This window comes from Cohnella mopanensis (genome assembly GCF_022352055.1).
Taxonomy (GTDB): Bacteria; Bacillota; Bacilli; order Paenibacillales; family Paenibacillaceae; genus Cohnella; species Cohnella mopanensis.
The window spans coordinates 143,434-165,772 of record NZ_JAKRWM010000010.1; the positions used below are offsets into that span (position 1 = coordinate 143,434).

General features: G+C 52.6%; 18 protein-coding genes. 1 reads left to right on the forward strand and 17 read right to left on the reverse strand.

Features of this window, described 5'->3' with window-relative positions; translation table 11 throughout:
* Positions 1–15: 15 nt before the first annotated feature.
* The 4 genes from addA to L3D05_RS16635 form a co-directional block, all read right to left on the reverse strand.
* On the reverse strand, positions 16–3,936 hold the full coding sequence (addA, locus tag L3D05_RS16620; RefSeq protein WP_239617425.1) for a helicase-exonuclease AddAB subunit AddA: 3,921 nt from the start codon (positions 3,934–3,936) through the stop codon (positions 16–18).
* Entirely contained in the window at positions 3,933–7,475 is a 3,543-nt protein-coding gene (gene addB / locus L3D05_RS16625) for a helicase-exonuclease AddAB subunit AddB (protein WP_239617426.1), read from the reverse strand. The genes addA and addB overlap by 4 nt, the downstream gene beginning before the upstream one ends.
* 170 nt (positions 7,476–7,645) lie before the next feature.
* Positions 7,646–7,867 (reverse strand): hypothetical protein, encoded by a 222-nt coding sequence (locus L3D05_RS16630; protein ID WP_239617427.1) that lies wholly within the window; start codon positions 7,865–7,867, stop codon positions 7,646–7,648.
* A 131-nt stretch (positions 7,868–7,998) separates the two neighbouring features.
* On the reverse strand, positions 7,999–9,396 hold the full coding sequence (locus L3D05_RS16635; protein WP_239617428.1) for a class I SAM-dependent rRNA methyltransferase: 1,398 nt from the start codon (positions 9,394–9,396) through the stop codon (positions 7,999–8,001).
* A gap of 68 nt (positions 9,397–9,464) precedes the next feature.
* Between L3D05_RS16635 and L3D05_RS16640 the strand changes: the two genes are divergently transcribed.
* Entirely contained in the window at positions 9,465–10,439 is a 975-nt protein-coding gene (locus L3D05_RS16640; RefSeq protein WP_239617429.1) for a Na/Pi cotransporter family protein, read from the forward strand.
* Here the strand turns inward: L3D05_RS16640 and deoC are convergent.
* The 13 genes from deoC to L3D05_RS16705 form a co-directional block, all read right to left on the reverse strand.
* The gene (gene deoC / locus L3D05_RS16645) at positions 10,436–11,134 is read right to left on the reverse strand and encodes a deoxyribose-phosphate aldolase (protein WP_239617430.1); all 699 of its coding nucleotides are present in this window, start codon (positions 11,132–11,134) and stop codon (positions 10,436–10,438) included. The two genes, L3D05_RS16640 and deoC, sit on opposite strands and share 4 nt — an antisense overlap.
* Positions 11,135–11,160: 26 nt before the next feature.
* Positions 11,161–11,586 (reverse strand): NUDIX hydrolase, encoded by a 426-nt coding sequence (locus tag L3D05_RS16650; protein WP_239617431.1) that lies wholly within the window; start codon positions 11,584–11,586, stop codon positions 11,161–11,163.
* 103 nt (positions 11,587–11,689) lie between these two features.
* Entirely contained in the window at positions 11,690–13,039 is a 1,350-nt protein-coding gene (mtaB, locus tag L3D05_RS16655; RefSeq protein WP_239617432.1) for a tRNA (N(6)-L-threonylcarbamoyladenosine(37)-C(2))-methylthiotransferase MtaB, read from the reverse strand.
* A gap of 1 nt (position 13,040) precedes the next feature.
* A complete protein-coding gene (locus L3D05_RS16660; protein ID WP_239617433.1) occupies positions 13,041–13,820 on the reverse strand; it encodes a 16S rRNA (uracil(1498)-N(3))-methyltransferase in 780 nt (259 codons plus the stop codon).
* 56 nt (positions 13,821–13,876) lie between these two features.
* A complete protein-coding gene (locus L3D05_RS16665; protein WP_239617434.1) occupies positions 13,877–14,542 on the reverse strand; it encodes a site-2 protease family protein in 666 nt (221 codons plus the stop codon).
* Positions 14,539–15,531, reverse strand: a complete 993-nt coding sequence (gene prmA / locus L3D05_RS16670; RefSeq protein WP_239617435.1) for a 50S ribosomal protein L11 methyltransferase — start codon at positions 15,529–15,531, stop codon at positions 14,539–14,541. Before prmA ends, L3D05_RS16665 begins: the two co-directional genes overlap by 4 nt.
* A 788-nt stretch (positions 15,532–16,319) precedes the next feature.
* Positions 16,320–16,625, reverse strand: a complete 306-nt coding sequence (locus L3D05_RS16675) for a hypothetical protein (protein WP_239617436.1) — start codon at positions 16,623–16,625, stop codon at positions 16,320–16,322.
* 5 nt (positions 16,626–16,630) lie between these two features.
* On the reverse strand, positions 16,631–16,774 hold the full coding sequence (locus L3D05_RS16680; protein WP_239617437.1) for a YfhD family protein: 144 nt from the start codon (positions 16,772–16,774) through the stop codon (positions 16,631–16,633).
* Between the two features lie 136 nt (positions 16,775–16,910).
* Positions 16,911–18,035, reverse strand: coding sequence for a molecular chaperone DnaJ (gene dnaJ / locus L3D05_RS16685; protein WP_239617438.1), 1,125 nt, complete (start codon positions 18,033–18,035; stop codon positions 16,911–16,913).
* A gap of 84 nt (positions 18,036–18,119) precedes the next feature.
* On the reverse strand, positions 18,120–19,964 hold the full coding sequence (gene dnaK, locus L3D05_RS16690) for a molecular chaperone DnaK (RefSeq protein ID WP_239617439.1): 1,845 nt from the start codon (positions 19,962–19,964) through the stop codon (positions 18,120–18,122).
* Positions 19,965–20,015: 51 nt separating this feature from the next.
* Positions 20,016–20,606, reverse strand: a complete 591-nt coding sequence (gene grpE / locus L3D05_RS16695; RefSeq protein ID WP_239617440.1) for a nucleotide exchange factor GrpE — start codon at positions 20,604–20,606, stop codon at positions 20,016–20,018.
* A gap of 52 nt (positions 20,607–20,658) precedes the next feature.
* Positions 20,659–21,684, reverse strand: a complete 1,026-nt coding sequence (gene hrcA, locus L3D05_RS16700; RefSeq protein WP_239617441.1) for a heat-inducible transcriptional repressor HrcA — start codon at positions 21,682–21,684, stop codon at positions 20,659–20,661.
* Between the two features lie 137 nt (positions 21,685–21,821).
* Positions 21,822–22,322: an N-acetyltransferase gene (locus L3D05_RS16705; RefSeq protein WP_239617442.1), complete on the reverse strand. Its 501-nt coding sequence runs from the start codon at positions 22,320–22,322 to the stop codon at positions 21,822–21,824.
* Positions 22,323–22,339: the final 17 nt, after the last annotated feature.

The window sequence follows — 22,339 nt, forward strand, 5'->3', positions numbered from 1 at the left end:
TCGACTTAACTTGAATTAAATCAAACGAACGGAATGCCCGCCGTCGAAAAAATACACATAAGCTTCCGTTACTGGCGTATTTAAAATACCACTTACTGCCTCGCTGTATTTTTCTACTTGGAACCGGTGTTTTTCCGCCGCCTCTTCCGGATTCATCCCCTTGAGGACATCCGTTTTGTAATCCACGAGCACGAGCCCGTCTTCCTCCGCGAACAAGCAATCGATAACCCCTTGGATAATAACCGTTTCTCCCGACGATGAAGCAATCGATCCCGGGTAAACGGTAGCCGCATCATGCCCGAAGGTAAAAGGAACTTCCTTCCACACTCTTGTAGCCTTGCCTATTCTCGAGTACAAAGGATGGAGGCAGAATGCCGCCACGACAGACGAGTCAACGCCTTGGCGTTGCTCTTCGGAGAGAATTCGGCGTTCTACCAAGCTCTCAAGAAGCTCTCGGATCTTTGCTTCGTCGATGCCTTCCCGGAAAGGCAAATGTTGCATGACGAGATGGAAAGCCGTCCCCCGTTCGGCTGGCGTCAACTGGCGCGCAGACATGAATCGCGGGCGGCGAAGCCGATACGTAGAGACCGGAACCGCTTGATCAGACTCCGGCGTCTGTTCCGGTTCGGCCCATCCTTCCCCATCGGAACGCTCATGCCATTCCTCGATTGGGGTGGGGGAGCTCTCCGGCAGCCCGGGCAGCGAACCGGCGTTACTTTCCTGCAACCGATTTTTAAGAGCGGTGATCGATGTCTTCGCCGCTAAGCGAGAAGCTGCCGCGTCCTCATATTCCCAAGAGAGAATACGTGAGATTCGATCCGAGGTATCGGAATGTTCCGAAGCGATCTTCTCTCCGTTCAAGACGGCATTCCATAATTGTCCCTCGTCAGGCTTGGCTTCTTGGACGTCCTGCGCCTGTCGGGTGTACACGTTAGCGGGGACGATTCGGCAAGTCCATCGGCGCGCCGGGTCCTGTAGCTCGCTGGCGATGACGGCCGCCGGACCAAGCCAATCCAAATACTTTCCGGCGGCGGCAACGGCAAACGTAGGCAAGCTCCCCTCAGCCATGGCCGCGGTTTCACTCCACTGTTCCCATTGCTTGGAGGCGTTCTTGCTCGTGCCGATCAAATAGAGCTTCTCCTTGGGCCGCGTTAAGGCGACATAGAGCACCCTCATTTCTTCCGCAAGCATTTCGGCTGCCAGTTTTCTGCGAATAGCTAGCTGAGGCAGCGTCGGATATGCAACGCGAGTGTCCTTCTCCACTACCCTTGGACCGAATCCTAGCTTCTTATGCTTAAGAAAAGCCCCGTTTAAGTCTCTGCGATTGAAATTACGGGCTAGCCCCGCCGCGAAAACAACCGGGAACTCCAAGCCTTTACTCCTATGAATCGATACGATCCGCACGACGTTCTCGCTTTCGCCGAGCGCGCGCGCGGCTCCAAGATCGGCTCCGGTATCGCGCATTCTGCCTAGGAAACGAAGAAACCGGAACAATCCCCGGAATTTAGAGGAGCGTTCGTACTGGACAGCCCGGTTGACGAGCGCCCGCAAGTTCGCTTGCCTCTGTCCGCCTCCGGGCAAGCCGCCAACATAGTCATAATAGCCGGTTTCTCGATATAACATCCACAGCAGGTCTCCTAGCGGCTCCCTTCTCGCATAATCGCGCCATTGTTCCAGTTGGCTTACGAATCCCGCTAATACCTCCCGCAAACCATCCGGTGCAACCGCTTGGGAATCAATGATTCCCGCAGCTGCATTGACCGCTTCCCAGAATGAGCCATTCCGGCGGGACAATCGGATTTGCGCGAGCTGTTCGGCCGTCAAGCCGCCGATCGGCGAACGCAACACTCCCGCCAGCGGGATATCCTGGTGAGGATTATCGATGATAGACAGAAGCGACAGCATGATGTCTACCTCCGTTGCCGCGAAATAACCTGTTGCCAAATCGGCATAAGCGGGAATGCCTGCAGCCTTCAGCTCATCCAGAAACGTAGGAGCAAGAGCGGTAACCGCCCTGAGCAAAATGACGACGTCCCTGTATTGTACCGGACGGTGCAGCTTAGCTTTGCCATCGTAAACAGCGAACGGTACCTGATCCGGGTCGTCCGCTCCCATCAATTTGCGGATTTCCGCCGCTATGCATCGGGCCTCTAACTGCGCCGATTCCACGTCTTCGGTTTCATCTGCCCCTTCGGACGAGGATGCTCCGTCCTCGTTCGTATCGGAAGCAGCCTCCCCCGATTCGGTTTCCGACTCCGTGCTTGCACTAGCCGAGGAATCCAACACGATCAATTCAACCGAATAAGGGTTCGGTTCTCCTCCGTCAGGATAACCTTCACCGTAGATCAATTCGGCTCGGCCGTCATAATTCATCTCCCCCACGGGCTCTCGCATAATGAGCCTGAACACGTGGTTAACCGCATTTAAGATTTCCTTGCGGCTGCGGAAGTTACGCGCCAGATCTATCCGTAATCCGTCCGAGTCTTGACCGGTCAATAACGAATCCTCCGCATTGTCGCCGTAAGCCTCATATCTTCGGTATTTATCCAGAAACAAGCCCGGCTCGGCCAATCGGAATCGGTATATGCTCTGCTTCACGTCTCCTACCATGAACACGTTACCCGGGTCTTTGCTAGAAATAAGAGCTACGATGGCCTCTTGTACCTCGTTCGTATCCTGGTATTCGTCCAAATAAATTTCCGCGAACCGCTCTCTGAACCCGATAGCTGCCAAGGAAGGCACGCTGCGTTCCGGCGTAGAAACGGGATCTCTCAGGATGCGTAGCGCGTAGTGTTCAAGATCGCTGAAATCAAGCAATCCTTTCGCCCGCTTAGCCTGCTCGTAGCGCTCTCCGAACGCCACGGCCAGCTCCGCTAATTGCTCCATCTCCGGGGCAAGGGAGCGAAGCTCAGCGGCGTACTGCTCAGGCGAACGGACTAACCACTCTTCAGACAGCTTGCCCGCCGCCTTCTTCGCAGAGTCTCTTAAGCTTTTGACTCTGTCGATCAGATCGGGGTCGTATTCATCGCCTTTGCAAGGCTTAAGCCTACCGAAGGAAATGTCCGCAACCGCGGCCTGCCAATCTTCCCAAGCTCCCGCCTCAAAAGCGTTCGTCACTTTCTCCAGCCCGTCTATATCCGCGAATAACGTATCGATATAGGGCTCCGGCCCTCCGGGCTCATGAGCGATACGCAACGCGCCGCGCAGCAAGTGCAACGTACCTTGCAACAGCAACATCGCATCCTCGCGCAAGCTTTTCACCCATAGCGAACTAAGCAGCGTCTCTGCTTGCGCGCTTTCGAATTCGCCAGCCGTTTGCCGAAGCCAGAAAGCCGGCCAAGGATGGCTTCCCGCGTATTCGAATAACTCCAGCACAAGCCGATGCAGCGGTTCGTCGCTTCTTTCCCCTCCGAAGTGATCCGCCAAGGCCGCCAAAGAGCCCGCTTCCCCTTCGGACTCGTAACGTTCCTCGAACAGCTCGTCGAGCGTATCCATCCTCAGAAGCTCGGCTTCCGTCTCGTTCGCCATGCGAAATCCGGGATCAAGCCCGATAAGCGGCGCATAACGCTCCACGACCTCCAAACAGAAGGAATGGAGCGTCGTGACCGACGCCCTCGGCAGCAATGCAATCTGGCGGCGCAAATGCTTGGAATCCGGGTCTTGCTCCAATGCTTCTTCCAACGCATGGCGAATCCGTTCTTTCATCTCCGCCGCTGCCGCTTTCGTGAACGTGGCCACGAGCATCGCGTCTACGTCCAGCGGACGGTTCTCGTCGGCGATTCGCGAGATGATTCTCTCGACCAGAACGGCCGTTTTACCGGAACCGGCCGCGGCAGCGACAAGAAGATTGGAACCGTCCGCCTGGATCGCCGCCCATTGCTCATCGGTCCACCGGCTGATGGCCGGTTTTGCCGGCCAAGCGTTTAGCTGGCTCATTTCGGGTTCCCTCCTTCGGCGCTGCGCGACAGCCTATGCCATAACTCCTCGCGGCTTCCTGCTTTGCTTAACGTTTGATAAGCATTTCCTTCCACTTGGTTGTCGAAATGGCACACCGGCCGGAAATCGCAAAACGTGCAAGGACTGCGCTTATCGAGACGATAAGGAGTAATCGCCACGTCGCCGTCGATGATCCGTTTGCCAATGCGGCGGATTTGCGAGCGTACCGATCCCCGGAGCACCTCCCATTCGCTCTTGTCCGCGACTTGCGAGCGCGCGGAGAACGTCCCGTCCTTCTTGAATTCGACCGGCACGACAGCGGATTTGTTCCCGTGGTTCAAGGATTCGTCCATCAGCTTGACCGATTCCCCATCGGAGAGAAGCAGCCCCTGCATTCTGTATTGGCGGAACATGGCGTTGCGGGCTTCATCCTTAGGCAATCCGTTCGGCGTAACCAATAAAGGATTCTGTACGTGAAAATAGAGCACGCCCGCCGGTTTGGCCGGTTGTCCTAGCCAATGCGGCGCGTGAGAGACGACGACGTCCAAATAAGTAAGCATTTGGAGCGACAAGCCATGCGCTACCTCGTCTAGCTTTAGCTTCATAGCACTAGACTTATAGTCCATAATGCGCAGGAGCAAGCCCGAAGAGGATTGCGCGGCATCGACGCGGTCGATTTTACCGGCGATGTCCATCCATCTTCCCCCGTCTAATTCCAAAGACAAAGCAGGCAACAATCCTTTCGGCCCGAAGCTCATCTCGAGCCCGACTGGCTTGAAGGCCGACAAGGCGGCATGCTCTCCAAGAATCGCCGATGCTTGCGTAACGATATCTCTCAGCTTACGCGCCATTACCTGATGACGGTGGGAAGACAATAAAATTTGCGATTGGATGCGCGGAAGCAGCTTGTCCACCGCGGCTGCGGCTTCTAACTGCCAGCGAACCGCATCCATGCCGGCCGGACCTTCCGCGAATAGCTTCTCCGTCGTTTGGCGGAGTGCCGCATGAAATAGCTGTCCGATATCCGGAGCGTCCACCCGGAACAAGCGACGTTCCTGCAGGCGCAAGCCATGAACGGCGAAATGCTGGAACGGACAAGCGATGAACCGCTCCATCCGGGATACGCTTGCAAGCAGACGCTCTCCGTACAACTCTCGGCTCGTTTCCGGGCTAAGCGGTTGTTCTTCGTTCGTATAGTTCAAAGAAGAAACGAGAGAGGTAAGACGGGCATTCCAGCTCGTCTTATCCCGCAACCAATTGTAGACCGACCACCAGCCTGCGGATAACGTTTCCCCTTGCCGCCAGCCGCGAAGCCGCGTTAATAGATGGGTCATCGCTCTTCCCGGATGCACCGCGAATCGCAGCTGTTCCTCTTCCGATTGCGTTTCCTGAGGCTCCGCGGCTAGAGAACGGACCGGAATGCCGGGAAATCTCTTCTTAAGCTTGCCTATCCATTCCGATGGAAGAAGCCCTTGCCCTTCCTCGTTCGCCGCCGGATAGCTGACCCACAGATGCTCGGAAGCGGTCGTAAAAGTTAAATACGCCAAAAAGGCTTCGTCCAACAACCGTCTACGTGAGCCCGGAGCAAGCTTAAGCCCCGAGACGGCAGCTTGTTCGCGTTCTTCCTCCGCTAGCAGGCCATTCTCGGAAATGCGCATCGGCAGCACGCCGTCGTTCGCTCCGAGCAAATAAACGATTCTCACGCGGTCGGACCGCGTTCTCTCCGGACTGCCGATCAACACGCCGTCAAGAGAAGGAGGCACGGCCCCGAGCTTAAGCTCTTCCAAGCCCGAATCTATCATTCCGGTGAACAATTGAATATCCGGAGAGTGGTCTCCCATTAGTTCTACCAATTGGTCTAAGAGATGAATAACCCCATCCCATAACGGACGATGTACGGCCATTCGGCCCGGTTTTCCTGCCGCTTGATCTTCCTTGCTCCAACTTTCCAGCCTATCGGCCGCGCCCGTCTGTTCCAGAAAATCATAGAGACTTTCACAGAGTTCCCTGACGGAACGCGCGGATTTCATTCTTGCTTCCATGGCTAGCAATGGCCCGAGCAATGCATCCCGGACGTCGATAAAGCTCTGTAGTTCATCTTCGGCGGCGATGCTCGTCCCTTCGATCTCCAGATCGCCGCGGAATAGCGGGAACCATGCTTGAGCAGCATGCCAACGCCAACCGTCGATTCCCGCCGCCAGTACGTAGTTTTCCAAGCGGTCGATCTCGTCTCGGGTTACTCGTCGATCAGGCGTTCCTAGCAAATCCGTCTTCGCGCAGCGAAAGACGGCCTCCGATTTCCAGCCGCCGCTAATACATTCGAGCGCCGAGCGGACGAATTCCACGAACGGATGATGAGAGACGGAAGCTTTGCCGTCCAGATAATAAGGAATACCGTAATCCCCGAACACCTTCGCGAGCAAATCCGCGTACTCGTCCATTTGCCGAATGAACAAAGCCATATCGCGCCAGCGGCTCCCTTGCTCTCTAACGCGGTACAGCATATCCCGGGCTACGGCTTCCGCCTCCGCTCTACGGTTCGCGGCTTCGTACAAGGAGAGTCCGCAATCGGGATGACCGGGTTGCAAGATCGCGGGATCGCCATCCCAACGCTTGCGTTTCGGATTGTCCCAATTCCGTTCCAAGAAAGCGAGCATCGGATTCGACTTGAAGCGCGGAGCGACTACGGGATCGAGAACGACCGGCGGCTCGAGCTTAATGCCTGCCGACTCCGCCAGCTCGCACAATTGTGCCGACGTCTCCGCCGTAGGGTGGAACACGTCCAGTTCGTCCGGCCGTTCACCGGAACCATAGGGCTGATCGACGCATAGGGCGATATTCACCTTCTGCGTTTTCCTTAGGAGAGCTTCTACGACCGTATACTCGCTTGGGGTAAACCCGTGAAAACCATCCACCCACACCTGCGCGCCTTCCAAATACGTCGAAGAAGCCGCTCCTTTCGCTAACCAGTCGAGCATGTCTTCCCCGTCAAGCCAATGCCCTACAAGTTGCTGCTCCATATCCGAGTAGATAAGCGATAGGTCGTGGAGCTTGTCTGCCAGCAAAGACGATTCCTTATTGGCTACCGTCCTTAAGGCTGCCGCGTCCGCCTGTTCCGTTAGCTTGGAGCTATCAATTCCGTATCTTTTCATTTCCGTAAACAGTTCGTTAATCCGAGCGATAAGCCCCGTTTCCGTTTTCCCGCCGTGAAATACGCGCAAACTTTCCCGGCGAGCCTCCAGTACTTTATGTAACAGCATCGCTTTGCCGTTATCTTGAATCGGAACGATCGCCGAGCCTCCGGTTTCTTGCATGACCCGAAAAGCAAGCCTGCGAAAGCTTAAGACTTGGGCTCTCATGAATCCGGATAGTCCCGGCGTCGAGACCATCGCATATTCCATCTGGAAGGTTGCCTGCTCCGGAACGAGAAGGATAAGCGGAGGCCCCAAGGGGTCCTTATGCAACTCTCTCCTTATCTCATCCAGGATCAGACGAGTTTTTCCGCTCCCGGAACGACCCGTAATGAGCTGAAGTGGCATTTAACAACCTCCCGTTCCTTGTATTTTGTCCCTCACAAGCGATGATCGCCTTCACACCGCATTCTTCGATCATTGTATCACAGGAATCCGAAACGAGCACAGGCGTTCGCGAAGTTGCCATCACTTACATAAATAAAAAAAACGCCGGGTTTCCCCGACGTTCGCTAAGCTTAGGAAATATTCATATACCATTTGCTTCCATCATCGTATTTGAAGATCGCCGCGTCCGACCATAACTCGATATAACTGACATGTTTCCATCGGCGGCGAAATTCCAGATCGTCCGCCATTGCGCGAATCCGGGTGTTAAAACGGCTTCTGCTACTAAGAGCTTTAGCTCTATTTTCCAACGGAACGGCCCGTTTACCAAACAATATTACTTCATGCACCATGACTTCAACCTCCCGTTTCCTTGCCTCATGATTAAAGATAATCCAGAGGCGTTAGAAATGTTCCCGAAACGAGATGAAATCATGCTTCTTTTTGCTAACATTTTCTTAACAAATAGACAATGGTCCGATCTTTAAAGCTCTTTACGGCTACGAACCTCGAATATTCCGAACTTCAAGTAATGCCCCTCTTCTACGCCAGCCAACTGAGGATGATCCTTGCCCGCTCCGCGCCATTCGATTCTGCGAATCACTTTGCCGGCATCTTTCGCCGCTTCCTGGATCGTCTCCAAGAACAGCTCCGGCCTTACATGATACGAGCAACTGGCCGTCACCAAGTAACCGCCCTCGTTCAGAAGCTTCATCGCTTGCAGGTTAATGTCCTTATAACCGCGGCAAGCCCCTTCTACTGCTCGTTTCGTTTTGGCGAAGGCCGGAGGATCGAGTATGATTACGTCCCAAGATCTTCCCTCGGAGGTCAGCGGTTTAGACGTATCTACCTTAACGCCTGCCGCTTTGGCGTTCGCTCTCGTTTGCCTTTCGTCCCGACCGGCGACTTGTTGGCGCAAATATTCGAAAGCGTCGGCGGCAACGAATTCCACGCGGTCGGTAAAGCCGTTAATTTCCACGTTATGGCGGGCGGTTTGCAGCGCGTGCTCGGAAATGTCCAGGCAGGTTACTTTCTTCGCTCCGAAATCGCAGGCATGCAACGTAAAGCTTCCCGTATGGGCGAAGCATTCAAGCACCGTTGCCCCGTCCCAGTAAGGAAAAGTGACTTCGCTGCCCTTCTCGTTGACAGGAACCCTTTGACTAACTCCATTATCCGAAAGCTTCTCCACCAGCTTGATTCCGCTCCGCGCTCCCCAGCCTTTCACCAACGGCTTGATCGATGCCCGGTTCTCGCGTTGATCGAAGAAGTATCCCGTTTTCTGTCCGCCTTCGATATCGACTTGGACTTTTAATCCGTTCTCTACGATTTCCACGAGTCTAGGACATTCCCCGTACAGAACCCCGGTTCTCTCCTCAAGCCCTTCCAAAGTGCGGACGCCTACGTCGCTTCTCTCATAGATCCCTTGCGGAGCGAATACATCGATAAGCGCCGGAAGCCAAGCATCCTTAGCCAATTCCATTCCAAGCGTAAGCACCTGTACGACAAGAACATCGTTAAAGCGGTCAACGACGAGACCCGGAAGAAAATCCGCTTCGCCATAGACGAGTCGGCATGACGTTTCATCGCCAAGAAAACGGGTACGGTGGTCTCTCGCACGTTCGAAGCGTTTCTTAAAGAAGTTAGCGTCCATGGAATCTAACGGTCCGTAAGCCACGATTCGCACCGTAATTTGCGATGCCGGATTCCAATATCCCGTGCCTAGTAGCAGTCCGCGATGATCCCGCACTTCTACCAATTGTCCTGGAGTCGCTTCCCCCTCCGTCTTGGCGATCTCATTCGCGAATATCCAGGGATGACCTTCCTCTAAACGCGGGCGTCTTCCTTTGTTTAACCACACCGCTGCTTGACTGCTCATTTGCATCTACTCCTTATCCGTTTCCGATCATAAACTTGTCCTATTATCGCATAGTTTGAATGGGGGGTGCGAATATGTTTGCTAGCTTTATTTTCCCGTCTTTGCTTGGGTTCGCCTTATTATTGTCCGGCATGAAAGTCATGGAAACTTCCCTACAACAATGGGCAGGGCAGAAACTCGCTAACTGGGTGGCCCGTTCGACCGCAACGCCGTTGAGAGGATTTGCCGTCGGTACTATCGCCTCCGCGCTATTGCAGAGCAGCACGGCCGTGACCGTCCTCACGATCGGTTTCGTGAATGCGGGTTGGCTCACGCTGCCCCGAAGCTTCGGGATCATATTGGGTACGAACGTAGGGACTTGCCTGACGACGGAGCTCATGAGCTTCCAATTGCACCGTTACGGGGCTCCTCTGCTGGCGTTGGGCGCGATAGGTTGGCTAATCACTTTCATTCGGAACGAGATGCGAAATTCAAGCGCGACTCCCCGATGGGGGATGACGTTCCGATATGTATCCGTTGCCGTCGGCGGCTTCGGCTTGTTGCTTATCGGCTTTAAGCTCCTTCAAGGAATGGGACCCGCCCTTCGGGAAAATAGCGTGTTCGAATCGCTCATGCGCCATACGGACGAGAACTTGTTATGGGGGATCCTAGGAGGCGCCGCGCTTACCACGCTTGTTCATTCCAGTGCCGCTGTTATCGCGATGTGCATGGGACTCGCGGCGACAGGCGCAATCTCGCCGGAAGCCGGGATCGCAATCGTTCTAGGAGCTAACATCGGCACTTGCTTCACCGGATTGGTAGCCTCGCTCGGCGGAGGGCCGGGGGGCCGTTTCGTCGCTTTATCCCAGTTAACGCTTAACGTTGGGGGAGCTTTGCTCTTCTATCCGATGATCGGCATCCTGCATGCGATGGCTGCTTACTTGGCGCCGGATGACCCCTCCGCCCAGATCGCGCATGCTCAGACGATTTTTAACGTGGCATGTTCCTTGCTAGCCCTTCCGATTGCCTACTTGCCTATGTGGCGTTCCCTTAACCCAAGAAATCCTTAGATTAGTTCTAGCTTGCCGCGAATGATCTCTTTGCCCGAGCTACTGCCGATCCTATTCGCGCCAGCTTCTAACAATGAGATCGCTGACCTAGCGGTCCGAATACCCCCCGAAGCTTTGATCCCCATCGTTTCCGATACCGTTGACCTTAGCAGACGAATATGTTCCACAGAGGCTCCCTTGCCGCCGAAACCGGTCGAAGTCTGGATATAATCCGCTCCCGCCGCTTCGGCGATTTTGGCGCCGGCAACGATATGCTCGTCCGACAATAGTCCGGTTTCCAATATGACCTTCACCAAAGCGCCGCCTTGAACAGCTTGTACGACCGCGGCGATATCGCGTTCTACCGTATCATAATCTCCGTCCTTCAATTTGCCGATAGGTAAAACCATGTCAATCTCCGATGCCCCATCGTCCAAGGCCGCGGAAGCTTCGAACGCCTTCGCTCGTGTCGCATGGGAGCCCAAGGGAAAACCTACGACCGCGCTTATTTTCACGGAAGTACCGCTCAACCGTTCCCGACACAACCGGACCCATCCTCCGCTCACGCAAACCCCGTAATATCCGTCCTCGACCGCTTCGCTGCATAGCTCGATAAATGGTTTTGCCCCTGCCACCGCGGATATGAGCGTGTAATCCATGAAGGCTGCTAAACGGCTGTCCATTTGCCACAAAGGAAACCGACTTTCTTCGGACATGACTTCCCCCCTCACATTCAACGATTTTACTTCACGCCTAACTTCTCAAGAGCTAGCCGAAGCACTTCGTCATTGTTGTCATAACCGGAGTCCAGTTGCAGCTGCCAGGCTTGGGTTGGCTCGTACCATGCTACTCCTGTAATTTCCTCAACCTGCGCTTGAAGTTGGCCTTCCCCCGCTTCAACCAAATAATAATGTACTTCTTTCTGAACCGTGCCTAACTGTGCATGCTCATACACATAGGAGATGATTTGAAGCGGGGCCACTAGTCGTCCGATGATGCCCGTTTCTTCCTGTATTTCGCGCAATGCGGTTTGCTCGATCGTCTCTCCGGGCTCCATCTTCCCCTTCGCCAACGTCATCCGTCCGAACCGGTCCTCGATCAATTGGATTTCGAGTTGTCCGTCGCGTTTGCGATAGACGACTCCCCCAGCGGAAATTTCCTTCTGCATGTTCCGAATCCCCTTTATTGTTCCTATGTATGAGAAAAAAGACTTCACGGCAAGGAGGAAGCTCGCGCACACCTGCCTTGCGATGAAATCTTCATTCCGAATGCTACGCTTGCATCGCGACAGGGTGCGATTCGGATTCGAGCACCTCGAGAAGCTCGCCTTGACATTCATTTACTGAAGAACCCGTAATGCGAACTCGGCAAAGCTTGCCGATTAGCGACGGCTCCCCGTTAAATACGACTTGAATGTAATTATCGGTGTAACCGGACACCAATCCGGTACCTTCAGCGCCTTTCGCTTCCCGTTCGGGAATGACATCCAGCACCTTACCGACCCATTCGCGACCGTATGCAGCTTGCATGCGCTCGGATAAGTCGATCAATTGATGCACGCGATCGTGCTTCACTTCTTCGTCCACTTGCTCGTCCATGCGTGCCGCCGGAGTTCCTGTCCGCTTGGAGTATGGGAATACGTGCATTTCCGCGAAATTCATCGCTTCCATGAACTTATAGCCGTTCTCGAATTGCTCCTGCGTTTCTCCAGGGAACCCAACAATGACGTCCGTAGTAATCGCGACTCCCGGCATCGCTTCCTGAATGAGACGGATTTTCTCCGCGAACTCCGCGGTCGTGTACTTGCGGCGCATCCTCTTCAGGATATCATCGTCGCCCGCTTGAAGCGGGATATGCAGATGTCTGCACATCTTCGGTGAGCTGTTCAAGATGGCGATCATTTTCTCGTCGATCTGGCTCGCCTCGATCGAACTGATGCGAATGCGTTCCAGACCCTCTACTTTATCCAAGTCGGCAAGCAAATTAGCTAACCGGTAGTTTTCCAGATCATCTCCGTACCCGCCGGTATGAATTCCGGTCAGTACGATTTCCTTGTAACCCGCGGCGACGAGCTGGCGGGCTTGATCCAATACGCTCTCCGGATTACGGCTGCGGGACAAGCCGCGAGACCACGGAATGATGCAGAATGTGCAGAAATTGTTGCAGCCTTCTTGGATCTTCAAGAAAGCGCGCGTCCGCTCCGCGAAATCGGGAACGTCCAGCTCCTCGAACTCGCGGGTTTTCATAATGTTGCGAACCGCGTTAACCGGCTTGCGATCGTTCTGGATGTCCGTAATGAACGACATCAGCTTCTCCCGGTCTTGCGTTCCGATAACGAGATCGACGCCCGGAATCGCCAAGATTTCGGCCGGTGAAGTCTGCGCATAGCAGCCCGTAACCGCGATAACGGCGTCTGGATTCCGGCGAACGGCACGGCGGATAATTTGCCGGCTTTTCTTGTCGCCCGTGTTCGTAACCGTGCACGTATTAATCAAATAAACGTCCGCCGTCTGTTCGAAGTCGACCTGCTCGTAGCCTTCGTTCTTAAACAGCTGCCAGATCGCCTCGGTATCGTAAAAGTTGACTTTGCAGCCAAGTGTATAAAATGCCACGTTCGGCATCTCAAATTCCTCCCAACTCTCCGGACTCGTATGCTAGACAGGCGAGCGCGAATAACGCTGCCGTCTCCGTCCGTAATATTCTTCTGCCTAGACCGATCCATTTCGCCCCGGATGCCGTTGCCGCTTCCGCTTCTTGTGGGGTAAAGCCCCCTTCAGGCCCAATGACAACCATGATGCGCGGAGCTGATGTAGCCTTTGCGGTTAACTCTGAGGTTTTGAAGCTTGCTAATAAATCCCTTAGTCCGTTACCGGAACGTCCTTCTTCTTCGTAACAGAACAGAACAAGATCGTATTGTTCGAATTGCTGAAGCAAAGCTTTCCATGAACGAACCGCATGAATGTCCGGAACGACGCTGCGGTGACTCTGCTCCGCGGCTTCTTTGGCGATCTTGCGCCAACGCTCGATCCGTTTCGCTTCCTTGCGGTCGTCGTATTGCACGACCGTGCGCTGCGATAAGAAAGGCTGAAAAGCGATTGCACCCGCTTCGGTTCCCTTCTGAATGACGATTTCAAGCTTGTCGCCTTTGGGCAAGCTCTGCGCGACAGTCACTTTCCACGACATTTCAGCGTTCGAAGTTAGCTCTTCCACGATTTCCGCATGCACTTTTTCTTTATCGACCGACACGATTTTCGCAAGAACGTCGCGACCGTTACCGTCGCAAGCGATAAAACAATCTCCGGGTTTGGATCTCATGACGGCGGCTACATGCCGGGCGTCATCTCCTACAAGCGCGACGGATTTATCCTCCAATTGCGCCGCAGGCACAAAATAACGCTGCATCGTTCATCCAGCCTCCTGCTTATGTTCCATCCTTCATCATACCATCGAATTGTGGATTAGAAAATCAAATCTAAAATACGAGTCATCCCGTTCCAGATCGGTACTCTTAAATTCATGAGTGGGCCGATCGTCGAATCGCGGAGAGGAGGGATAAAAATAAGCATAAGGAAAGCAAAAGTGATCCACTGACCCATCTCTTGAATTTTGATCCTCGTCTTAATCGGTAAAAACTCTTCCACGATTCGGTATCCGTCTAGCGGAGGTATGGGAATCAAGTTGAAAATAAAAAGCGCAAGGTTAATAGACATCCAATAGACTAAGAACGTTTGTAAATTAGTCAAGAAATCGATCGAAGCATGATCGAAAACATTTAATGCGCTCAATAAATGAATGAGAAATAAAAATATAAAAGCGAGAAGCAAGTTGCTAATCGGCCCAGCGGCCGTTACTAGAATACTCATTAACCGCGGATTCTTGAATCTGCTGCGACGAACTGGCACCGGCTTAGCCCAACCGAATCCGGCTAATACTAGAAACAACATCCCGATCCAGTCCAAGTGGGCCAACGGGTTCAACGTAACCCGGCCTTCCCGGTATGCCGTATCGTCTCCGAATCTCCATGCCGTCCAGGCATGCGCGAACTCATGTACGCTAAATGCGATCAGCATGATCAGGATAATGACCGGAAGGTGTTCTATCGGAAACCAGAATAAGTGATTCACTGGCCATCCCCCTTAGGTTTTCCAGCAACGAACGCGACCCATTCCTCTTGTCTCAATACATCGATAATCTCGAAGCCGGAAGCTAGCAATCCTGCCTCAACGATCATTTCTTTATTCTTGTAGATACCCGAAGTAATGTAAATTCCGCCTGGCTTAAGCACTTCCATGACGTCGGCGATGAACAACAAAATAATCTCTGCTAGTATGTTAGCGACGACTAGATCCACAGGAGGGGTTACGCTGTTAACGGTTGCCGTGGCGGGATCGGCACTCTCATGCAGCACGCCCAGCAGATCGCTAAGCCTAACTTCAACTTCCTTCTCGTATCCGTTCAGCTCGATGTTTTCTTGCGCGCATTTTACCGCAACCGGATCCAAGTCTAGCGCCAGTACCTTCGATGCGCCGAGCTTCATCGCTCCTATGGCAAGTACGCCGGAGCCCGTTCCGACGTCAATGATCTGCTCTCCGCCTTTGATCGCATGTTCCAACGCCTTCAAGCACAAAGCCGTCGTTGCATGCGCCCCCGTTCCGAAAGCCATACCTGGATCGATCTCTATAATTAACTCGTCTCCGCTAGGAGTATATTCTTCCCATGTCGGTTTAATCGTCAGGCGCTCCGTAATCGCTATTGGTTTGAAATATTGTTTCCATGCATCCGCCCAATCGTCTTCATGCACGTCGCCGAGTTCAATCGTAAACTCTCCCGCATCGTATCCGAATTCCGGAAGTCCTTCGAGCAAAGCCTTTAATTGTACGGCGATAGGCTCCATCTCGATATCTTCCGAGAAATAAGCCTTAAAAACGGCATAGCCAGGTCTAATATCGTTTAACGGCGTGTCGTACACTTCCCCGTAGGTCGTGTTTCTCGGTTTGTCTTCCGACCATGCTTCCTCTACCGAGACTCCACCCGCTCCAAGCTCCGTAAGATAATGCGTAACCATTTCCTGAGACGACTCCGTCGCCAGGACAGTAATTTCATGCCAGCGCAAATCTTTTCCTCCTCATGACTCCCAGCCTCGTGACTGCTCAATGAATCCCATTATACACGCTCTGATTTGTAGGATGCAAAATACGTCGTTCTCGAGGATTCTTCGAATGAGTCCGGTTTATCTTCTTTTGCCGTTATCCCTCTCGCTCAGGACTTCTCGGATGCTGCTTCTCAGTCGCTGCTCCTCAATTCGCTGCTTCCATTATCCCCTTCAGTCAGTTTCGCGTATGAGCTCGATTTATCACCTTTAGCCATTATCCCTTTCGGTCAGGACTATTGCGTATTGCTGTTTCGCTGTTCATCGACCTCGGCTCTCCATCGTCGCATTTTGCGACTATGAGCAGGGTTTTCCCTTGCAGCGGCTCTCCATCGTCGCGTTTTGCGACTATTAGCAGGGTTTTCTCTTGCTTCGGCTCTCCTTCGTCGCATTTTGCGACTATGAGCAGGGTTTTCTCTTGCTTCGGCTCTCCATCGTCGCGTTTTATGACAATGAGTTTCTCTTAAAATGACCTCTCCATAGGAGCATTATTCGACTTTAGGCGGGGTAATCCACTTAGACTGAGTGAAAGGCATAATGGACGTAGATAGCCTAACCCAAGCTACTGAGTGAAAGGGATAATGGACATAAGTACCCAAAAACCTAGTTACTGATCGAAGGGGATAATGGTTATTGCGAGTGGAGACAACTTCGGTTACTACTGAGCGAGGGGGATTATGGAGATAGCGGCGCACTACGATGAAACTCAAACAGAGACGCACCAAGCCTAAGCAAGATGCGTCTCGTTCGTTCTATATGATTTCGCCGCCGGCTTGTAAAATGACGGTACGGGCTTGATCGGAAGCGTCTCCGGGAACGATCGCGGATAAGGTGAATTCGGCATTGGAGCTAGTCTGCGCTGGCGTTAACTCTTCCGAAGCTTCCAATCGGGAATCCAATGCAGTAGTCTGAGAAAACTCGGGTGCCGACGAGACCGCGCCAGCCGAGCTAGCTCGCTCCAATCGAAAACGATCGCCGCGGAGAGAAGCGAGCTTACGTATAACCGATTCCGCCTGATCCTGCGTGTCGAACTTCGCTTGCAAAGACTGCATTTCCAACTTTGTCATTCCCCCTCGTGCCCGGAAGCTCTCAAATCCGCTGCGCGTGCACGCTCCTGTGCTTCCTTGTCGTCTTGATCCGCTAGCTCTTCGGAAAATTCAACGTCTTCTGCGGAAGCAATCGGTAATTGCTCTTGGTTGTTGTTCACGTTATACCTCCTTATCATGCGAACGCATTCCATTTGCGAAGCAAATCCTCACATAGAATTCTCAACTGCACACAGGAATATTCATAGCAAAAAACCGCCCAGCTCGCACCGGACGGTTCGTTATCGAATAAAGGCCTTAATCCCCTAGGATGGCGCGTTTCATTCGTTCGAAGATGGATTTGCTTTGCTCGTGCGTGGATTCGCCGCTCTTGGAAGCAAAATCACGCAACAGCTCGCGTTGATCGTCGCTCAGATGAGTCGGAGTCACGATGGTCACTTTAACCTGCTGATCGCCTTGACCGTAACCGCGAAGTTTCGGAACGCCTTTGCCCTTCAACCGGAAGTAAGTACCGGTTTGAGTACCTGCAGGGATCTTCAGCTTAACTTTCTCCGTTAAAGTCGGAATTTCGATCTCATCCCCCAGTGCCGCTTGGGTAAAGGTTAATGGGATCTCGCAGAAAATGTCATCGCCTTCGCGCTCGAAGAAATCGTGCGACTTTACGCGCAGAACGATGTACAAGTCTCCCGGAGGCCCCCCGCGAACTCCGCCTTCCCCTTCTCCGCTTACGCGAAGCTGAGCGCCTTCATCGACGCCTGCCGGGATTTTAACGTGAATTTTGCGTTGTTTCTTCACTTGACCGCTGCCGGAGCAAGTACCGCAACGATCTTTAATCACAGTTCCCCGTCCGGAGCAAGCCGAACAAGCGCGGCGATTAACGATTCTTCCGAACGGCGTATTCTGCGCTACTTCCTGTTGGCCGGAGCCGCGGCAAACCGAACAAGTTTCCGGTTTCGTGCCTGGCTTCGCTCCATTGCCGTGACAAGTGTCGCATGTCTCTGTACGTGGGATCGTGATATCCATTTCTTTACCGAATACCGCTTCCTTGAACTCGATCGTCATCGTATATTGCAAGTCGTTGCCCCGTTGCGGTGCATTCGGATCTCTCCTGCCGCCACCGCCTCCGAAGAACATATCGAAGATATCCCCGAATCCGCCGCCGAAGTCCGCCCCGCCGGCTCCGCCGCCGAATCCCGCATTCGGATCCTGATGGCCGAATTGGTCGTAACGAGCCCGCTGCTGGTCATCGCTCAATACATCATAAGCTTCCTTGACCTCTTTGAATTTCGTTTCGGCATCCGGCGCTTTGTTAACGTCCGGATGGTACTGGCGCGCGAGCTTACGATAGGCTTTCTTCACATCGTCCGCGGAAGCATTTTTCTGTAGTTCCAATACATCGTAATAATCTTTTTTGTCCGCCACTTCTCCACCTCCTCATGAAGGAAAGTCAAAATGATCCCGCAAGTGGCGGAAATCACTTTGACTTTCGATTTATTTCAATAAAGCTTAGTTTTTCTTGTCTTCGTCAACGACTTCGTAATCCGCGTCAACGACGTTATCTTTCGAAGGGCCTGCATCCGCAGCGCCTTCCGCTCCGCCTTGCGCAGCTTCTGCTTGAGCCGCTTGCTCGTAGAGCTTAACGGACAGTTGCTGTACGATCTCGCTCAATTCGTCGGTTGCCGCTTTGATCTCTTCAAGGTTATCGGAAGCCAGCGCGCTCGTCAACTTCTCTTTGCCGGCGTTCGCTTTCTCGATCTCGCCTGCATCGACTTTGTCGCCAAGATCTTTGATCGTTTTTTCTACGCTGTAGATCAATTGATCCGCGCTATTTTTAGCTTCGACTAGCTCGCGGCGAACTTTATCTTCCTCCGCGTGCAGTTCAGCTTCTTGTTGCATACGGTCGATTTCTTCTTTGCTCAAACCGCCGGAAGAAGTGATCGTGATTTTTTGCGTTTTGCCCGTACCTTTATCCAATGCAGATACGTTAACGATCCCGTTTGCATCGATATCGAAAGTAACTTCGATTTGCGGTACGCCGCGAGGAGCAGCCGGGATATCGCTAAGAATGAAGCGTCCCAACGTTTTGTTGTCTTTCGCCATTGCGCGTTCGCCCTGCAGAACGTGAATCTCAACTTGCGTCTGCATGTCCGCGTAAGTCGAGTATACTTGCGATTTGCTCGTAGGAATCGTCGTGTTGCGATCGATCATTTTCGTCAATACGCCGCCCGCAGTCTCGATACCCAGAGACAATGGAGTTACGTCGAGCAGGACAACGTCTTTCACTTCGCCTGTCAACACGCCCGCTTGAACTGCTGCGCCTAGGGCAACAACTTCATCCGGGTTAACGCCTTTATGAGGATCTTGGCCTGTCAGCTTTTTGATAGCTTCTTGTACGGCAGGAATACGAGTAGATCCGCCGACTAGAACGACTTTGTCGATATCTTTGGCAGTCAATCCGGAATCGGATAGCGCTTGGCGAGTAGGTCCCATCGTGCGCTCAACCAAGTTAGCTGTCAATTCATCGAATTTGGAACGGCTAAGGTTAATTTCCAAATGCTGAGGAACTCCGTCTACGACCGTAATGAACGGCAAGGAAATAGTCGTCGACACGACGCCGGACAATTCTTTTTTCGCCTTCTCTGCTGCGTCTTTCAGACGTTGCACGGCTGCTTTGTCCTTCAGCAAATCAATGCTGTGTTCTTTTTTGAACTCGCCAGCAAGCCATTCCATTACGACTTGGTCGAAATCGTCGCCGCCGAGGTGGTTGTCGCCGCTAGTCGCTTTAACTTCGAAGAAGCCTTCGCCTAGTTCAAGAATACTTACGTCGAAAGTACCGCCGCCCAAGTCGAATACGAGAATCGTTTGGTCTTCTTGTTTCTCAAAGCCGTATGCAAGAGCTGCCGCCGTCGGTTCGTTAACGATCCGAAGAACTTCAAGGCCCGCGATGTTACCCGCATCCTTAGTCGCTTGGCGCTGGCTGTCATTAAAGTATGCTGGAACCGTGATTACGGCTTGCGTTACGGGTTGGCCCAAATAAGCTTCCGCATCGGCTTTAAGCTTCTGCAAGATGATCGCGGAAATTTCAGGAGCGGAGTACGCTTTGTCCTCGATCGTTTCTTTATGGGTAGTACCCATGTGACGTTTAATCGAGCTTACTGTACGATCAGGGTTTGTGATCGCTTGACGCTTCGCCGTTTCGCCGACGACACGCTCTCCGTCTTTCTTGAAGCCGACAACCGAAGGGGTTGTGCGGTTTCCTTCCGGATTCGGGATAACGACAGCTTCGCCGCCTTCCATTACCGCTACGCAAGAGTTCGTTGTTCCAAGGTCAATTCCGATTACTTTACTCATAACTGTATTCCTCCTTCATATAAGTGCGTTACTCATTTAAGTATTAACGTCTTAGCCGCTAACTTTAACCATCGCTGGGCGAATGACTTTATCTTTAAGCCAATAACCGGTTTGAATAGCCTCGACGACGATTCCTTCTTCGTACTCGTCGCTCTCCACCTGCATGATCGCTTGATGCATTTCAGGGTCGAACGGCTGACCGACGGCTTCCATCGGTTTCAAGCCTTCCGCTTCTAGCACTTGGGAAAGTTGGCGATAAATCATGTCTACGCCTTTAGCGAAAGATTCGGTTTCTGCACTTTCCCCGCCGTTTTGCAATGCACGCTCGAAATTATCCATTACAGGAAGTAGCTGCGTGATCAATTTCAAAGAAGCATATTGCGTTAGCTCTTCTTTTTCCTTTACCGTGCGGCGCCGAAAATTATCGAAATCGGCTTGCGCGCGCAAATAACGGCTATGATTATCATCCGCTTGGCGCTGAAGCTCGGCAATTGCGGAATTGTCCTCGTTGTTAAGCTCATCTGTCGGTTGTTCGCCTTCCAATGGGGATGCTTCATTCACATCAGAACCCATTTCCTTTTCCAAAGAGTCCTGCTGATGCTCATCCATGTTTCCTGGCTCCTTCGTCTCATTCGTACTCATGTAGAGTTCACCTCCTTACCGTGCCACCCTTGCCTTGGCGCTATACAAGTCTTTACTTATACCATCGGGACATCATTAATGCGATATCCTTGGATAAATAATTGAGTAAACTGATTACTTTGCCGTATTCCATTCTCGTTGGCCCCAATATTCCGATCGTACCGAGCGATTGCCCTTCGTAGGAATAAGTTGCCGTTATCAAGCTGCATTGATTGATCGCTTCAAGCGCGTTCTCCGTCCCGATCTTGACCTGAATCCCGCCCGGATTGGATTGGAACAACTGCATGAGCAACTGCGTTTCCTCCAACATGCCGAGAATGCTTTTCGCTTTGTCGACATCTTTGAACTCCGGTTGAGTAAGCATATTGGATGCCCCGCTTAAGTAAACCTTAGGCTCCTGCTCTTCGGTAATCGTCTGTTCCAGCAAAGTAAGAATCTCTTCGCAATGCTCGACGTAACGACTTAGTTCTTTGGCGATTTCGCTGTGAAGAACGGATTTGACTTTGTAAAACGGGACGCCCGTCAGCTTCTCGTTCAGCATGTTGACGATCTTGTTCATGTCTTCCATCGCGATTCCGTCAGGAATGGTAATCGTTCGGTGCTCGACATGTCCCGTATTCGCGACGATAATCGCTACCGCCGACGAATCGCTAATCGGAATCAGTTGAAAATGCTTCAGCGTCGTGCTGAACATTTCCGGTCCGAGCACGATCGACGTGTAATTGGTCATCTGGGACAATACCGTCGCCGCATGTCCGATAACATCTTCCCAGTGATTCATCTTCTCCGCGAAAAAAGTCCGGAGCTTCCGAGCATCCTGATCACCGACTCCGTCCAACGTAACGAGGTGGTCAACATAATAACGGTACCCTTTAATCGAAGGAATCCGACCCGCAGACGTATGCGGCTGCTCGAGCAAGCCCAACTCCTCTAGATCCGCCATCTCGTTGCGAATGGTAGCCGGACTGAAAGTCACGTCCCCTCGCTTCGATATGCTTCGGGATCCGACAGGTTCGGCCGAACGGATATAATCGTCGATAATCGCGTTGAGAATCATTCGTTGACGTTCGCTTAGCATCCGAACTCCTCCTTTAAGGTTTCCGCTTTTTCCTTTTCGTTAGCACTCCATTTCGATGAGTGCTAACGGCTAATACAAAAATACCAAATCGACGGCGGTCGTGTCAAGGACGTTCCCGCGCGATTTGGCAGTTTGAATTAGATTTGGGCGAAGCTTAATTTCTCCTTGGACAATTCCGATTCAATGACTCTGACGACAGCGATCTCGTCGCAGCAATGTTGCTTCGGACAATTCACGCAATCCGTCCATACTTTCTCTGGAAAAATTTCTTTATCGACGATTTTGAATCCGTTTTTCTGAAAAAAGGCCGCTTCATAGGTTAACGCCATCACTTTAGGAATGCCTTGAACTCTGGCTTCCTCTATTAAAGCATCAACTAGACGGCTGCCTACTCCTTGCCCCTTGTAGCCATCGACGATGCCCAGAGAACGTATTTCAACCAGATCGCTGCCTAAACGGCACAAAGAACCGCACCCAATGAGGCGATCCCCGTCTTGCGCGACGATAAAGGTATCGATATTGCGGGTTAACGCCTCGCGCGAACGAGGTAACATAATCCCGTTGGCGGCATAACCCTGTATAAGTTCATAAAGCGCATCGACATCCTCGGGCAACGCTTTCCGGCATACGATTGGCATGTGTACTCCTTCTCTCA

Coding starts and splice junctions, on each gene's coding strand:
- addB (WP_239617426.1), bottom strand. CDS start 7,475: ATGCCACTTCAGCTCATTACGGGTCGTTCCGGGAGCGGAAAAACTCGT.
- L3D05_RS16630 (WP_239617427.1), bottom strand. CDS start 7,867: ATGGTGCATGAAGTAATATTGTTTGGTAAACGGGCCGTTCCGTTGGAA.
- dnaK (WP_239617439.1), bottom strand. CDS start 19,964: ATGAGTAAAGTAATCGGAATTGACCTTGGAACAACGAACTCTTGCGTA.
- deoC (WP_239617430.1), bottom strand. CDS start 11,134: ATGTCCGAAGAAAGTCGGTTTCCTTTGTGGCAAATGGACAGCCGTTTA.
- L3D05_RS16640 (WP_239617429.1), top strand. CDS start 9,465: ATGTTTGCTAGCTTTATTTTCCCGTCTTTGCTTGGGTTCGCCTTATTA.
- mtaB (WP_239617432.1), bottom strand. CDS start 13,039: ATGCCGAACGTGGCATTTTATACACTTGGCTGCAAAGTCAACTTTTAC.
- addA (WP_239617425.1), bottom strand. CDS start 3,936: ATGAGCCAGCTAAACGCTTGGCCGGCAAAACCGGCCATCAGCCGGTGG.
- L3D05_RS16635 (WP_239617428.1), bottom strand. CDS start 9,396: ATGCAAATGAGCAGTCAAGCAGCGGTGTGGTTAAACAAAGGAAGACGC.
- L3D05_RS16650 (WP_239617431.1), bottom strand. CDS start 11,586: ATGCAGAAGGAAATTTCCGCTGGGGGAGTCGTCTATCGCAAACGCGAC.
- grpE (WP_239617440.1), bottom strand. CDS start 20,606: ATGAGTACGAATGAGACGAAGGAGCCAGGAAACATGGATGAGCATCAG.
- L3D05_RS16705 (WP_239617442.1), bottom strand. CDS start 22,322: ATGCCAATCGTATGCCGGAAAGCGTTGCCCGAGGATGTCGATGCGCTT.
- L3D05_RS16660 (WP_239617433.1), bottom strand. CDS start 13,820: ATGCAGCGTTATTTTGTGCCTGCGGCGCAATTGGAGGATAAATCCGTC.
- hrcA (WP_239617441.1), bottom strand. CDS start 21,684: ATGCTAAGCGAACGTCAACGAATGATTCTCAACGCGATTATCGACGAT.